Source organism: Chryseosolibacter indicum, assembly GCF_018598585.1.
In the GTDB taxonomy this organism is placed as follows: Bacteria; Bacteroidota; Bacteroidia; order Cytophagales; family Cyclobacteriaceae; genus Chryseosolibacter; species Chryseosolibacter indicus.
This window is the reverse complement of the sequence record NZ_JAHESD010000046.1, coordinates 16,508-32,791: the sequence shown is the minus strand read 5'-3', so window position 1 is coordinate 32,791 and position 16,284 is coordinate 16,508. Positions and strand designations below refer to the sequence as shown.

Here is a 16,284-nt window from a genome sequence, read left to right as displayed (position 1 = left end):
CATAAAACCTATTGTTGATGGGACAACTACTATAGCTACACCACGGCTACTCTGCCGCTACACTGAACCATCCTTATCCCCTTATCCATAGGTTGTTACTATCCCTCCTCCTCGACTTCTCCTTATTCCCGTGGTAACGGTGTGTTTCAAGATCGCTTTTAACAGAAAATTAACATTTTCACGTACATGATTTACCATTTGTCTAAAATCACTCAGGTAAATACATAATCATTGATCTAAGTATAAAAATAATTGTAACTTTTGCTTCAAACCAATCACAGAAATGGCGCAGTACAATTTACAAATCAATAACCGTACATATACGGTAGATGCAGAACCTGATACACCACTCTTGTGGATTCTTCGTGATAATTTAGGTCTGGTTGGTACTAAGTACGGATGTGGCATAGCCCAATGCGGCGCGTGCACTGTTCATTCGAACGGGAACGCCGTGCGCTCTTGTGTACTCCCTGTATCAGCAGCCGCTAAAAGTAAAATAACAACCATAGAAGGCTTGTCAGAAAAAGGAGATCACCCTGTTCAACAGGCGTGGGCAGAGGTTGATGTGCCCCAATGTGGCTATTGCCAGGCAGGCCAAATTATGTCTGCAGCTGCCTTGCTAAGCAAAAATCCCGAGCCTACTACGGCCCAGATTGAAACCGCTATGAATGGTAACATCTGCCGATGCGGAACCTACCACCGTATACAAGAAGCCATTGTACTTGCCTCTTCAAAAATTAAATAACTAAGCCATGACCATTCAAAAAACCAACAGACGGAATTTCCTGAAACTTGCAGCAGCTGCAGGTGGTGGATTGTGGTTAGGATTTAACTGGAGCAGCACCGATGCTACCCCAATTAAAATAGCAACTAACGCGGAGGCTACTTCTTCTGCGCTTATTGATTTTAACGGATATCTCTCTATATCACCTGATGGTGTTATTACCATTTTCTCACCCAATCCGGAAGTAGGGCAAAACATCAAGACAACTTTCCCGATGATTGTGGCCGATGAGCTTGATGCTGACTGGGCAAAAGTAAAGGTGTTACAGGCCCCTTTAGACTCAACAAAGTTCGAACGCCAGGTAACTGGAGGAAGCGGTGCCATACCGCATTCATGGGAACGCCTTCGTAAGGCAGGTGCCACAGCACGACACATGCTTGTTGAAGCTGCATCTAAAAAGCTAAATGCTTCTGTCAGTGAACTCACTACTGATAAGAGCTTCGTAATACATGCAGGCAGCGGACGCAAGCTTAGCTATGGCGAGCTGGCTTCAGAGGCTATGAATGTTCCTGTTCCTACCGAAGTAAAACTCAAAGACAGGAAAGATTTTAAACTTATCGGCAAACTTATTCCGAATGTTGATAATCATGAGATGATCACTGGTAAGCCTCTTTACGGATTAGACTTCTATCGTGAAGGGATGCTTTTCGCGATGATTCAACGGCCTACTGCTTTTGGCATGAAGATCAAGACAGCAGACCTGACTGCCATTAAAGCCATGCCTGGTATTGTAGATGTTGTTACATTTAAAAACAACGTAGCCATTGTGGGCAAATCTACCTGGCAGGTAATGAAGGCACGGAAGAAATTGAAGGTAGACTATGAGCCAGAAGGTAAGTTAGAAAGCACGGAAGACCATAACCGTATTTTCAAAGAACTTTTGGAGAGCAAAGATGCTGCTGTGAAACGTAAAGATGGCGATGTTGATGCTGCCTTTTCAAAAGCAGCGAAAGTGATCACACGCGAGTATCAATGTCCTTTTCTGCCGCATAACACCATGGAGCCTATGAACTTCTTTGCCCATGTGCGTGAAGATGGTGTTGAATTGATAGGCCCGACGCAAACACCTGACCTGGCGAGAACAGAAACAGCAAAGCTTCTGGGCATTCCTCCTGAAAAAGTTACCGTAAACATGACGCGACTCGGTGGTGGCTTTGGACGAAGGTTGAAAGCTGACTACGCTACAGAGGCCGCTGAACTCTCTAGCATTATTAAAGCACCGGTAAAAGTAATCTGGACCCGTGAAGATGATATGATGGGTGGCTACTATCGCCCGGCAGTGCGCTATCGCTTTTCTGCCGCGTTGGATGATAAAGGAAACATGATCGGGTATAAGTTGCGGGGCGCAGGTATTAACGCCGGAAACAGCACACGTGAAGATAACTTTCCGGCAGGCGCAGTTGACAACTTATTGATTGAATCCATTGAACACCAGTCGCCCATCACATCGTGTCCGTGGCGCGCACCCATTACTAATTTTCTCGCTTACGCGGAACAGTCCTTTTTAGATGAAGTTGCTGGCGAGGCAAAACAAGACCCGGTACAATTCAGACTAAACTTGTTGCAGAAAGCAAAGCAATCACCTGTTGGCGCAATGAAGTACGATGTCGATCGGATGATAGGGGTTACCAAACTTGCTGCAGAGAAAGCAAACTGGGGGAAAAAGAACGATGTGTTCCAAGGCTTTAGTGTTTACTTCTCACATCGTTCGTATGTTGCCCAGGTAGCTGAGGTAGCCATGGTTCAAGGCAAACCCGTATTGAAGAAAATTTTCGCTGCCGCGGATTGTGGTATCGTTGTAAACTTAAGTGGTTCTTATCAACAAGTACGTGGTGGTATAATAGATGGACTAGGCCATGCCATGTTTGGTAACCTGACGTTTAATGCAGGAGCAGTACAACAGAATAATTTCAACAACTACAGGTTGATTAAATTTAAGGAAGTACCTGAGATCGAAGTAGACTTTGTTGATAATGGTATTGATCCTACAGGATTAGGGGAACCTGCCCTTCCTCCTACGGGCGGAGCAGTAGCAAATGCGTTGTTCAAAGCCACAGGGAAACGTATCTACGAACAGCCTTTCATCAAGCAGGAAGGTATGGGCGATGTGAATATTAGCCGGAATTTGTAGAAGTAATAAAGAATCGTCATTTAAGACATCAAAAACACCTCTACGTCTCCTGTTAGCATTCCATTGGAAGGGGATTGCTTCGCTCTACCGCTCTTATCCTCCCGCCAGCTTTCCGCCCGCCATACGCCGGAACAGGCGCAATGACGTACTTCCTTTTTAGCACGTCATTGCGTCCGTTTGACGAATGTCGTATTGCTTTACATGTGTACCCGTCATCTCGTAACGACACAATGAAACACTCCACCTCGACCTCCCATTATTGGTAGGACGTAAGCAATCTAAACTACATTTAATGCTTTGATCTCTTCCCTGTATTGTGTTGGTAGTAATCCCGAAATAAGGTACCAGTCAATTTTTAATTTTCTTGTAATTTTATAAACAGGAACAAACGGTTTTAGCCATGAAGATCTTTTGAAGTTTAACAATGAGCGCACCCTTTCAGGTATAACCAAGATCTGGGCTTGCACCAGAATTTGATAACGTAATGGTCCCAGATGTTTTTTATATTGCTTAAAGAGATCTTTTGTGTATTTGCTCTTTTGCAGATTACTATTTAGATGTTGCTCACGAGCGTTTAACCAATCGTTATAATTTAAAGGCAGTTCTTTCAATCCCATCCTATCGCCTACCCTATAGAAAGTTCTAAATACTTCTTCTTTCTCATCTTCTGCTAGCTTTCGCTCAAGCAGTTCGAAAGAAGCAATTGAGTAATGTATCAGCATAAAAAGAACGTCGCGATAAGCCCAATCAGGAATTGTAGCGTTTCGTTTATTCTCTACTTCGCCGTGTATAGCACGCATCCTATCAATTACTTGCAACGCAACCTGCTCCGGTGAAAACACGATCTTACGGGCATAAGTAACGGTAGAAAATAACCTGCCGATAGGATCTGCAGGAAGACGACCCGTGAAGTACAACCAGTCTACGGCCTTATTCAAAGCAAACTCAGCGGAAGCGCCACCAAAGATGAAAAGGACGGTGTCGTGCCTGCCCCAAATGGTACGTACAATGGAATTCTGTTTAACGAAGAATGACATATAATCTTAAACGTATACCTGATTGGTAATTGTTCAGATCTTACAGACTAATCAATAAAACAGCAGAATATTAACGCTTGCTGGCATTGAATAACTTTTCCTTTTCCTCCTTGGTTAGACTCTCATAGCCTGCGGCCGAAATTTTATCAAGAATAGCATCAATCTCTTCTTGTGAAAAAGAATTCTTATCTGCATTAACCGTTGCCTTCGAATATTTCTCCCTTTCCTTTCTGTAAGAAACTTTTACATTCGGCTTTGCCTTAAAGAGATTCTTAATCCAGTAAAGCGTAGATGTCACCCACATACCCCAGTTAGAACCGGCCTGAAGTTGTTTCATATATACATAGCCAATAAGAGCGCCTCCTAAGTGGGCTATGTTACCACCAGCATTTGTACCTACAGCGCCTAAGAATGAAATGACAATATAGAAGCCTGCAATATATTTAATACGCACGGGACCAAGAAACAATAAATAGAATGTGTAGTTAGGAATTAAAGTAGCTACTGCTACCACAACTGCATAAACGGCTGCAGATGCACCTACTAAACTACTTCTTTGTTCTATAAAGAAAGGAATTGTGTTGTAAAGCAACAGATACAGAAGTCCCCCCGCTAAACCACCCAGCACATACACTGCGATGAGCTTATCACTTCCGAGATATTCGATGAACAATCTCCCAAACCAGTAGAATACGAGCATATTCATCAGGATATGAAACACACCTACGTCACTCCTATCGTAATCGAAGTAATGTGCGAACGAATAGGTGATTAAAGTCCATGGTTCTTTGATGAACTCTTGTATAGGTGAGGGCAGCGTAAACTGATCGTAAACTGTTTCAAAAAGGAATGGTGTACCAGATATCTTTGAAACTACAAACAGCACGCCCAGCGCCAGAAAGATCACTACGTTGATAATGATCAGTTGCACATGGCCGTTATTGTATCGGTTAAATGCGCTTTTAAATTCTTCAAACATAAATTAAAATCAGTAATGACCTCTCTCCCGCCAAAATTGAAGGAATATTATAGCAACCACTATTCCCCCTAAGTGAGCCAAGTGAGCCGTGCTATCGCCTGGGCTTCCGCGAAAGCCATTAATAATTGCAAGACTTCCTAATACCATAACCATATACTTCGCCTTGAAGGTTATTGGTAAAAGAAAAAGACCAAGCCTCATATTGGGGAACAATATTCCGAATGCCGTTAACACAGCATAAACTGCTCCTGATGCACCGAGCATAACAGAAAATGACCCGATCTGAAAAAAGAGGTCCATTAGTATATTAAAAATTCCCGCACCAATTCCAGCAATTGTATAGAACATGATGAATCTTTTCTGACCCCAGAAGTCTTCAAGAATAGGTCCGAAAAAACTAAGCATTAACATATTAAAGAAAATGTGAAAAAAGCCCCCATGGCAGAACATATAAGTAAATAACTGATATGGTCTGAAATAGGGTGTATTAATATTAAACAAGGATAGCCATTGCGCTACACCAGGCATAATATTCTGAAACAGAAATACAACTACATTTATTAAAATTAGATTCCGGACAACGGGCGTAAGTCTAAACATTTGCGTCGTTTAATTTCTTTAATAACGTTCTTTTCTATTGACGGTTAAAATAACTTTCAATTTTATTCAGCTCAAAAATAAAAAATGTTGGATTGCCATCAGGAGAATAGTTAGGTGTTTTACATGCAAATAGGTTGTCTATCAGCACGTTCATTTCCTCCTTCACAAGTTTCTGACCAGATTTAAGACTTGCCCGTTTCGCCAGTGACCTCGCCAGGTTTTCCTGTATTGGCAACGCTAGTTCTGATTGATTTATTTTAAACTGTTCTATTAATCCTTCAAACAACTCTTTCTCCCTTCCTGAAGATAGACCAGACGGAATTCCGTTTATGGCAAATGTATTCTTGCCAAATACTTCAAAACGAAAACCGAGAGCGGTTATCTCCTGCTCCATTTCAAGCACCAGTGCAAAATCTGCTGCTCCCAAAGTTATGCTTTGCGGGAAGAGGCTTTGTTGCGATTCGCCAGATCTGTTTTTAAGCTGATTCAAAAATTTCTCGAACAAAATCCGTTCATGCGCAGCCTGCTGGTCTAAAATCATCATGCCAGATTTTACTTGTCGCACTATAAAACGATTATGCAACTGAAGGATAACTTTCTCTTCGGGCATAACCTGTTCCGTGCTCAAATTCATAGAGCTTTCGAACCTTAAGGTATGCACAGGAGGCAGTTTTTCCTCCTGTGGTAATAATTTGCTATTGGTATTACCCTCAAAAAGCTTGTCCCAGTTTTGTTGGTTCGAGCGGTGAAGCGCTGTTGAAAAACGTTCTTCAAAGTATACTTCTTTAGAATCGGAGGACTGGTTGAGCTTATTGATAATGTTAACATCTGCATTAAAGTCCAGACCTGGCGTTAAATTGTGAGAGCCTATCGCTTGCCTTACAGCAGAGCGTATAACGGCATATACAGCACGTTCATCGTCAAACTTTATCTCTGTTTTTGTAGGGTGAACGTTAACATCAATATGTTTGGGGTTTATTTCAATAAACAGTACATAAAAAGGGAAGCTGTTATCTTGAATTAATCCCTCAAATGCGCTCATTACTGCATGGTTCAGATAATTGGAGCGAATGAACCGCTTGTTAACAAAAAGAAATTGTTCTCCTCTCGTCTTTCTCGCAAAATCTGGTTTACCCACATAACCGGTTACTTTTAAAAGTTCGGTTTGCTCCTGACAAGCTGCCAGTTGTTCCTGATATGATTTACCGAAAATGTTTACTATACGTTGGCTTAATTTTCCAGCTGTCAAATCATAAATAACTTCGTCAGCCTGAATAAATGAAAAAGATATATCAGGATTTGCCAACGCAAGTCGCTGAAACTCGTCAATAATATGTTTTAACTCTACCGGATTTGATTTCAAAAAATTTCTTCGCGCTGGAATGTTATAGAATAAATTCTTGACACTGATACTGGTACCCCTCTCACTTGCTACCGGCTCCTGTTTTTTAACTTCTGAACCTTCAACTACAAGGCAAATACCGAGCTCATTAGATGCAAGCCTTGTTCGCATTTCCATTTGCGAAACAGCTGCAATAGAGGCAAGTGCTTCACCCCGAAACCCCATAGTATACAGCGAAAATAAGTCTTCAGCTTTTCGGATCTTCGAAGTAGCATGACGCTCAAGACTCATTCTGGCATCTGTTTCTGACATACCAGAGCCGTCATCAATCACTTGAATTAAGGCCTTACCTGCCTCTTTAACAATTAATTTTATATTCTTTGCACCCGCGTCAATCGCATTCTCCATCAGTTCCTTTACAGCAGAAGCAGGCCTTTGCACCACTTCACCAGCAGCAATCTGATTAGCAATAGAATCCGGAAGAAGTTGAATAATATCTGGCATGGTAATCGGCAATAAACACCCGGTGCAAATTAATGTAATTGAATGAAGAGTAACTACTTCTCATTTATTAATCGGAATTTTAAATTAAAAGTTGGTAAAATCTGTGCTGCAAGTCCTAAATCCTAATTATCAGTTGATTAAAAGTTGCATCTAACTCTGGTTTTGATTCTAATGGTTTTTATTCTGATAAATAAATGGGGATGAATGCGTTTATCAGCATGACCTTTGTTGTAGAACTTTTCTTTGAAACAAGTGATTTTAATAACTTGAAACTTATTTCGTTAACAGCCGCCATAATTAAGATGATTCAAAAATCTTTCCTTACGTATTTTCTAATCTTAATTGTTTTATCATCTGCACAGGCACAAAAGAGTAAAAAGGAACATTGGGTTGACAGTGTTTTTAACGAGCTCAGCGAATCTGAAAAGATAGCCCAGATGTTCCTTATTCAGGCATCTTCACATTGGGAAGATAACAAGTTACAGGACGTAGAGCGAGAGATAAGAACAGAAACTGTCGGTGGCGTAGTGTTTACCACAGGGCATCCCTTAAAACAATTGGAAGCCACCAGAAACTTTCAGTCGGTTGCCAAAGTGCCTCTGTTCATCGCCCAAGATATTCCAAACGGGTTGGGAAGTCTTTTAGATAGCACCATTACATTTCCTACTCCATTAGCTTTAGGAGCTACTACATCTGACTCTTCATTATGGGTAATGAGCAAAGAAATCGCACGTCAGTTAAAAATGCTTGGTGTTAATATGAACATAGGCCTTAATGCCAATCTCGCAACAAGAACAGATATAACACCTAGAAGTGCCACGTTTGGAGAAGAGCGGTTTCTTGTAACAAGAAAAGCCTTAACATTTCTAAAGGCCATGCAATCAGAAGGAATTTTAACTTGTGCAAAGTATTTTCCTATTGAAGGCATTACCATAACAGATATCGAAAAAGACGTTCCGGTACTTCACTCATTTGTCGATAGCCTTAACGCCTATCCCTTTGGTCAGCTTTTTAAGCAAGGATTACCCGCGGTAATGCCAGCTTCCAAAGACTTACCGTTATTCTACGAAAGTAAAAAAGCAGCCAGGAAAAACGATTATTCAGGTGCTGTCTTGTCTTCCTCCTTTGCAGGTGATTGGATAAGAAAGCAAATGAAGTTTAATGGACTAGTAGTAATCGATATTAATACATTAGAAGCTGCCTCAGACCGATTAAAAAATGGAGATGCAGAGCTTTTCGCATTCCAGGCTGGCAATGATGTTTTCATCACATCGGGTAACATTGATCCTGCCATTCGGAAAATAAGGAGATTGCTCAAGAAGGAAAAGCAATACGAAGCTCAACTTGAAAACTCCGTAAAGAAGATACTCGGAGTAAAGTATGACGCTCAGCTGTATCAAAAGCGTGAACTAAACACGGATAACCTACTTCTAAAATTAAACAAAGAGACCACCAAAGTATTACAGCAAAAAATTTTTCGTGAAACAATTACTGTAGTAAAGAATACAGACAATACAATTCCTATTCTTTCGCTTGAGAATAAAAAATTCGCCAGCATTGTTGTAGGTGACACAGCAAAGTTTAATGATTTCCACCGTCTTGTATCAAAGTATGTAAAGTCAAAAAGAATATCTGTACGTAGCGAGAAGGACGTAAACCGCGTACAGAATATAATAAATAGCCACGACGTTGTTATTGTGGCCTTCACTTCACTTACAACAGAAGCTATAACACAGCAAGTAGCAGAAATACTTAAAACAAAAAAAATTGATCAACAAGTAATTGCTGTTGATCTCGGCGCTCCTGGCTTCGGCAAGTACGTAAACGATCTGCCTGTAATTGTAGAGGCGTATGCTGCGCAACAACCGTTAATGACACTTATACCTCAGGTAATTTTCGGAGGTATTGCTTCACAAGGCATTTTACCTGCTTCTCTTGGAACCTTGCAGGCAGGTACGGGCATTAAAACAAAATCGTTAAATCGTCTGGGCTATTCTATACCTGAGGATGTTGGGATGTCAGGTAACGCATTAAAGAAAATAGAATCTATAGCTAAAGAAGCCATAAGTATTGGAGCAACTCCAGGTTGTCATGTTCTGGTGGCGAGAGACGGTAAGATCGTTTATGAAAAATCGTTTGGATACCTTACTTATGAAAACCAGACTCCTGTTACAGACTCTACCATCTACGACCTGGCTTCTGTGACAAAGGTATCGGCAACACTGCAGACAACCATGTTTATGCATGACAGAGGTCTAATTGACATCTATAAAAAAGCAAGAATTTATTTACCAGAACTTGGCAAGTCAAACAAAAAAGATTTTACTCTAAAAGATATCTTGACACACCAGGCCGGTTTATGGCCATTTCTGCCCTTCTGGGCACAGACAATGAAAGATTCAAATTATCTTCCTGAGTATTATGCGAAAGAGCCATCGCTGCGATATCCTTACGTTGTTGCTGATCACCTCTATGCTTCTTCAGCAATAAGAGATACGGTTTGGAATTGGATTGTGAAGGCAAAGATCAGGGAAAAACCACAGCGTACCCCTTATGACTACCGGTATAGCGACATGGGCTTTTACGTTTTGCAGCGTCTCGGGGAGAAAATCCTTAATCAACCCATTGAAGACTTCCTTGAGCAAAATCTATATGAACCGCTGGGTGCCTACACTACCGGGTATTTACCGTTAATGCGTTATCCAATTTCACGTATTGCTCCGACAGAGAACGATAAACTATTCAGAAAATCATTATTGATAGGTACGGTTCATGATCAGGGCGCGGCGATGCTAGGAGGGGTGGCAGGCCATGCAGGATTATTTAGCACGGCTAATGACCTTGCAAAGCTTGGCCAAATGCTTCTGCAGGAAGGTGAATATGGCGGCTACCGCTATTACCAACCCGAAACTGTTCGATTGTTTACGCAAAGACAATTCGAAACTAGCAGAAGAGGATTGGGCTGGGACAAGCCCATACCAAATGACATCAATAGTCCTACGTCGCTTTATGCCTCACCCCGGACATTTGGACATACCGGTTTTACCGGCACCTGTATCTGGGTAGATCCTCAATTTAACCTGGTTTATATCTTTTTATCAAATAGAGTGCACCCTGATATGACCAATAATAAACTTTTAAACGCCAATATCCGTTCTCGCATACAGGATGCGATCTATGAATCAATTTTTGACTATTGCGTAAAGAATAAGACTGAAATTACGGCAGAACCCAACTTTTGATAAGCGGAAAGGCATCCACAATATTTGGTGTTAGCTTGCGACATCTTTTTAAATGAGTAATTTTTAACTTTTAAATTGTGGATAGAATAAATATCGGGATAGTTTGTTACCCTACCTTCGGTGGAAGTGGCGTGGTAGCAACTGAACTGGGGAAAGCCCTTGCTAAAGAAGGACATAAAGTTCATTTTATTACGTACTCGCAGCCCTCACGCCTTGATTTCCTGAATGAAAATTTATTCTATCATGAAGTTAACATCAACTCTTATCCCCTTTTTGAATATGCTCCTTATGAGCTGGCGCTAGCCAGTAAAATGGTAAGTGTAGTTCAAAATGAAAAGCTCGATCTTCTTCATGTTCATTATGCCATTCCACATGCTTCAGCTGCATATATGGCTAAGCAAATACTCAAATCACAAGGTATAACAATACCAGTTGTAACTACCCTTCATGGAACAGATATAACCCTTGTTGGAAAGGACTCGTCTTATGAGCCAGTAGTCACCTTCAGTATAAACCAGTCAGACGGTGTTACAGCGGTATCAGAAGATCTAAGAAAAGAAACTTATGAATCCTTTAAAATTACCAGTGATATTGAGGTTATACCTAATTTTATTGATCTCGAAAAATTTAAAAAACAGAAAAAAGATCATTTTAAAAAAGCAATTTGCCCTCATGGTGAATCACTTATAGTGCATACATCAAATTTCAGGAAGGTAAAGCGTGTTGGTGACGTAATAAAAATCTTTGCAAATATTCATAAAGAAATACCCGCAAAACTTCTTTTGATAGGTGATGGCCCTGAAAGAGCACGGGCGGAAACTTGTTGTCGCCAAATGGGTATTCATGATGATGTTCGTTTTCTTGGTAAGCTTGAGGCAGTTGAAGAGGTCCTCTCTGTTGCAGATCTATTTCTTATGCCTTCAGAGAAAGAAAGCTTTGGTTTAGCTGCATTGGAAGCCATGGCATGTGAAGTTCCTGTTATCTCATCCAACACAGGGGGCTTACCTGAATTAAACGTTCAGGGAGAGACCGGATTTTTAAGTGCGGTGGGGGACATTGAAGACATGACTCAAAAATCGCTTTTCATTCTTGATAAGAATAATCTTCCCGTTTTTAAACAAAATGCATTAAAAAGAGCCAAAGAATTTGATATCTCACGAATCTTACCGCTCTATGAATCGTATTATCAACAGGTAATTGAAAAAATTTCTTCTGGCACGCGGGTAAGTTCGAAGTAATTTGGATTACACCATTGCCATTCTATATTTGCGGGCCGGTATAAAATTTTAGGGAAAATTATAAACTCTGAATTCTATGGCAGAAGCAATACTTCCGAAAAACAGGGGGACAAGACAACTTTTCAAGAATCCTGTATTGGAAAAATTGTCCAGAACTCACATTTCAATTCCCCTGATCATCTTTTTCACCTATTCCACAACATTGTTGTATTGGAGTGTTACCCATACATCATTATCACCCAAATTTACGGTGCTAATGTTCTTTGCGGGTATGCTTACTTTCACTTTGGTGGAATATCTTGCTCACCGGTATGTATTTCACATGGGTACATACACTAAATGGAGAGCTAAATTTCAATATACTGTTCATGGCGTTCATCACGAATTTCCAAAAGACAAAGAGCGCTTAGCAATGCCTCCACTTTTGAGTGTGACTATTGCTACTATTTTATTACTACTGTTTCGGCTTGTTTTGGGTGATGTAGCTTTTGCATTTTTACCAGGATTTCTGGTAGGTTACGCACTGTATCTTTCAGTCCACTACATTGTACACGTATATCAACCTCCAAAGAATTTCCTTAAAGCGCTTTGGGTGAATCACGCGGTACATCACTATAAAGATGGTGAAGTAGTTTTTGGGGTGTCTTCACCACTGTGGGATTACATTTTCGGCACCATGCGTGAAAAGAAATAATCATAAGCTTTAGCTATTAAACAACGAAGCCGCCTCTTAATAGGCGGCTTCGTTGTTTAATTACATCTTTCTTTGAGCCTCGTTCTTTACCGGCTCTTTTTTGGCATATGTAGGGCAGGTATAGAACGAGCATGAAGAGAGAATCGAAGATCCTATAATCATGAGAAAAACCAACTTTTTCATAATGAACTTATTTAAGTGGGAAAACAAATTTAGCTTTCGTTATCAGTCATTTTAACGGTTAAACATCGTTTTCCTTACATTGTACCTTAAACTTTTCAAAATTTAGATTTACAGCCGAAACAGATTTGAGAAATTAATGGTTTATTGAGTTGAGGGACAAAAAATGCTAGGTTACAGGTTCTCCAAATTTACGCCACCGCCAGAAAATGGAAAGAGCGACTTTGAAAAGCTGCTTAAAGTTTTCATGCAACTGATTTTAATTACATCAGGAAATGTGGCTGAAGCCTTACAATGGCTTACAGAAGTAGACCGACAATACAAGCTCACCAATTCTGATTACGGAATAGGCGACTTTATTGAGGATCTCAAGCGAAACGGATATATCACCGAAGAAGGGCCAAAAGGTGAGTTTAAACTAAATGCAAAAAGTGAACAAAGCCTGCGACAATCAGCACTTGAAGAGATCTTCGGAAAGCTGAAGAAAACAAAGTCAGGTGAACATAACACACAACACAGCGGCCGAGGTGATGAGCAGACAACCGAAAGAAGAGATTACGAATTCGGCGATACGCTTGAGCAAATCTCTGTTACTGAATCTTTAAGAAATGCACAGATTAATCATGGCGTAGAAAGCTTCCTGCTTACGGAAGACGATCTTGAAGTGATGGAAAGTGAGTATAAAACTCAGACATCAACAGTTTTAATGATTGACATCTCTCACTCCATGATATTATATGGTGAAGATCGTATTACACCTGCGAAAAAAGTAGCAATGGCGCTTGCAGAGCTCATTACTAAAAAATATCCAAAGGATACGCTTGACATTATTGTGTTTGGGGATGATGCATGGCAAATCGAAATTAAAGATCTCCCCTATCTTCAGGTTGGACCTTATCATACCAATACTGTCGCAGGACTTGAACTAGCAATGGATATTTTAAGAAGAAGAAAGAATTCCAACAAACAGATCTTTATGATCACAGATGGTAAGCCTACTTGCATCAAGCAAGGGATTAAATATTATAAAAATGCCTTTGGCCTTGATGAAAAAATATTAGGCAAAACCCTGAACCTCGCAGGGCAGTTGAGAAAATTGAAGATACCAGTGACTACATTCATGATTGCAACTGACCCGTACTTAAAAACATTTGTTCGCGAGTTTACAAAAGCCAACAATGGCAATGCCTACTATAGCAGTCTTCAGGGATTGGGCAATTTATTATTTGAAGACTTTAAACGTAACAGAAGAAAAAATCTTTAAACTTTTAGAAGGGCCAACACTTTCTAATATTCAAACAGAATGAATAATATTAAAACATTAGGAGAGCTTAAAAAGTCCGGTTATAAACCGCGCTCTATAAAAGAAGAATTACGTGAAAACCTTATCAGGAATTTAAAGAAGAAAGAGAATGTCTTCGAAGGCATATGGGGATATGAAGAGACTGTAATACCAGATCTGGAACGTGCAATACTTGCCGGCCATGATATTAACCTTTTGGGTTTACGAGGTCAGGCTAAAACAAGGCTTGCCAGATTAATGGTAAACCTTCTTGATGATTATATACCTGTTGTAGAAGGATCGGAACTGAATGATGATCCGCTTCAACCGCTTTCAAGATATGCGATAGACAAAATCGCTGAGCTTGGCGACAATACACCTATAATTTGGCTACCAAAATCAGAACGTTATACTGAGAAGCTTGCAACGCCTGATGTATCAATAGCTGATTTAATAGGTGATGTCGATCCTATTAAAGCTGCAACATTAAAACTCCCATATTCAGATGAACGTGTAATTCATTTCGGATTAATCCCAAGATCAAACCGCTGCATCTTTGTTATCAATGAATTACCAGATCTACAAGCGCGTATTCAGGTAGCATTGTTTAACATTTTACAGGAAGGTGACATTCAGATCAGGGGATTTAAGATCAGACTTCCGTTAGACTTACAGTTTGTGTTTACTGCAAACCCAGAAGACTATACTAATCGCGGAAGCATTGTCACTCCCTTAAAAGATAGAATTGATAGCCAGATAATAACGCATTATCCGAAAACACTTGATATCGGAAAACGCATTACACAACAAGAAGCTCGTCTTAAACCTGCTCAACGTTCAATTGCAGTAACAGAAATTGCGAAAGACCTTGTTGAACAGGTAGCATTTGAAGCAAGAAAGAGCGAATATGTTGATGCAAAGAGCGGCGTGTCCGCGCGTCTTACTATTTCGGCATTCGAGAACCTGGTAGCTGCAGCAGAACGGAGAAGCATAATCAACAACGAAAAAAATCCAGCTATTCGCGTGTCTGATTTTATTGGTGTTATTCCAGCTATTACAGGAAAAGTAGAATTGGTATACGAAGGTGAGCAGGAAGGACCAAACATTGTCGCTCAGAATCTAGTAGGGAAGGCTGTACGTACACAGTTCTTAAATTACTTCCCCGATCCCGATAAATTCAGAAAGCAAAAAGATAAGAGCCCTTATAAAAAAATTACAGAATGGTTCGGTGATGGAAACACAATAGACTTGCTACACGATATGCCACAGTCCGAGTTCGAGAGCAAACTTAAGAAGGTACCAGGGTTGACCGAATTGATCAATGACTTGCATAAAGGTCAGGACCAACCTACTAAACTATTCCTCATGGAGTTCGCACTTCACGGTTTAGCTGAATATAGTTTGATCAGCAAACATAACTTGAGTGCCGGACTACAATTTAAGGACCTTCTAAGCAGCATGTTTACGCTTCCACGTCCTGAGGAAGACGATGATGAGGACGAAGATCAGAACTTTGGCAGGGGCGGAAAATATAAACCATAAAGAGAGATGATGAACAAGCCGCAGGAGGCCTACACATTTAACGCCCGGCAAGTTCAGGATTTGAAGAGGTTGGTTCTGCAGGGAGAAGGTTCTTCACTTGAGTTTAAACGTAAGGCTGCATATCCTGAAAAAATTGTAAGGGAGATGATAGCCTTTGCCAATACCAAAGGGGGGATCCTCCTTGTTGGCGTTGGTGATGATGGAAGTCTTGCAGGACTTAAATATCCTGAAGGTGAGTCATATGTTATTCGTGAAGCGCTAAAGAAATGCAGACCATCTTTATCTTTCAAAGAGACATTCATTCCTATTGGAAATTCAAGGACTATTATTCAATATGAAATATTTGAAAGCACTAATAAACCGCACTATCTCTTAAATGGCGAAGCAAAGGAATCTTTCGTCCGCTCTAACGATCAAAGCATCAAGGCAAGCCGTGAAGTAAGAGAGATTGTAAAACGAGCACAACATAAAAAAGATGTTCGCTTTCATTATGGAGAACATGAACAATTTTTGATGCAATACCTTGAAGAGAACCCCTTTATTACCTTGAAGAAGTTCATTGAGCTCAGAGGCTTAAAACGTTTCTATGCATCTAAAAAATTAGTTCTGCTTGTACTGGCTGATGTACTCAAGATAACACCACACGAGCGAGGTGACTTGTATTCGCTGGCATTTAACACCAATACGAGAACCTCACGATAACTTAGAAGCCTAATGCTTTCGGAAAGG

General features: G+C 40.5%; 12 protein-coding genes. 8 read left to right on the top strand and 4 right to left on the bottom strand.

Features of this window, described 5'->3' with window-relative positions:
* The first annotated feature begins 283 nt into the window (after window positions 1-283).
* Both KK060_RS17455 and KK060_RS17450 read left to right on the top strand, forming a co-directional pair.
* The gene (locus KK060_RS17455; protein WP_254155057.1) at window positions 284-745 is read left to right on the top strand and encodes a (2Fe-2S)-binding protein; all 462 of its coding nucleotides are present in this window, start codon (window positions 284-286) and stop codon (window positions 743-745) included.
* 7 nt (window positions 746-752) lie between these two features.
* On the top strand, window positions 753-2,915 hold the full coding sequence (locus KK060_RS17450) for a xanthine dehydrogenase family protein molybdopterin-binding subunit (RefSeq protein ID WP_254155056.1): 2,163 nt from the start codon (window positions 753-755) through the stop codon (window positions 2,913-2,915).
* A 278-nt stretch (window positions 2,916-3,193) separates the two neighbouring features.
* On the opposite strand, the gene KK060_RS17445 is transcribed toward KK060_RS17450, so the two are convergent.
* From KK060_RS17445 to mutL, 4 genes are all read right to left on the bottom strand, one after another.
* Window positions 3,194-3,952, bottom strand: a complete 759-nt coding sequence (locus KK060_RS17445) for an oxygenase MpaB family protein (protein ID WP_254155055.1) — start codon at window positions 3,950-3,952, stop codon at window positions 3,194-3,196.
* 70 nt (window positions 3,953-4,022) lie between these two features.
* Window positions 4,023-4,931 (bottom strand): rhomboid family intramembrane serine protease, encoded by a 909-nt coding sequence (locus KK060_RS17440; RefSeq protein ID WP_254155054.1) that lies wholly within the window; start codon window positions 4,929-4,931, stop codon window positions 4,023-4,025.
* Window positions 4,932-4,940: 9 nt separating this feature from the next.
* Entirely contained in the window at window positions 4,941-5,531 is a 591-nt protein-coding gene (locus tag KK060_RS17435; RefSeq protein ID WP_254155053.1) for a rhomboid family intramembrane serine protease, read from the bottom strand.
* 34 nt (window positions 5,532-5,565) lie between these two features.
* Entirely contained in the window at window positions 5,566-7,377 is a 1,812-nt protein-coding gene (gene mutL, locus KK060_RS17430) for a DNA mismatch repair endonuclease MutL (RefSeq protein ID WP_254155052.1), read from the bottom strand.
* Window positions 7,378-7,577: 200 nt separating this feature from the next.
* Between mutL and KK060_RS17425 the strand changes: the two genes are divergently transcribed.
* The 6 genes from KK060_RS17425 (at window position 7,578) to KK060_RS17400 (ending at window position 16,257) form a co-directional block, all read left to right on the top strand.
* The gene (locus KK060_RS17425; RefSeq protein WP_254155051.1) at window positions 7,578-10,619 is read left to right on the top strand and encodes a serine hydrolase; all 3,042 of its coding nucleotides are present in this window, start codon (window positions 7,578-7,580) and stop codon (window positions 10,617-10,619) included.
* Between the two features lie 86 nt (window positions 10,620-10,705).
* Window positions 10,706-11,857: an N-acetyl-alpha-D-glucosaminyl L-malate synthase BshA gene (gene bshA / locus KK060_RS17420; RefSeq protein WP_254155073.1), complete on the top strand. Its 1,152-nt coding sequence runs from the start codon at window positions 10,706-10,708 to the stop codon at window positions 11,855-11,857.
* Window positions 11,858-11,933: 76 nt separating this feature from the next.
* Window positions 11,934-12,551, top strand: coding sequence for a sterol desaturase family protein (locus KK060_RS17415; RefSeq protein ID WP_254155050.1), 618 nt, complete (start codon window positions 11,934-11,936; stop codon window positions 12,549-12,551).
* A 346-nt stretch (window positions 12,552-12,897) separates the two neighbouring features.
* Window positions 12,898-13,995, top strand: coding sequence for a vWA domain-containing protein (locus KK060_RS17410; protein WP_254155049.1), 1,098 nt, complete (start codon window positions 12,898-12,900; stop codon window positions 13,993-13,995).
* A gap of 39 nt (window positions 13,996-14,034) precedes the next feature.
* The gene (locus KK060_RS17405) at window positions 14,035-15,555 is read left to right on the top strand and encodes a magnesium chelatase (protein ID WP_254155048.1); all 1,521 of its coding nucleotides are present in this window, start codon (window positions 14,035-14,037) and stop codon (window positions 15,553-15,555) included.
* Between the two features lie 6 nt (window positions 15,556-15,561).
* Window positions 15,562-16,257: an AlbA family DNA-binding domain-containing protein gene (locus tag KK060_RS17400; protein WP_254155047.1), complete on the top strand. Its 696-nt coding sequence runs from the start codon at window positions 15,562-15,564 to the stop codon at window positions 16,255-16,257.
* Window positions 16,258-16,284 lie beyond the last annotated feature (27 nt).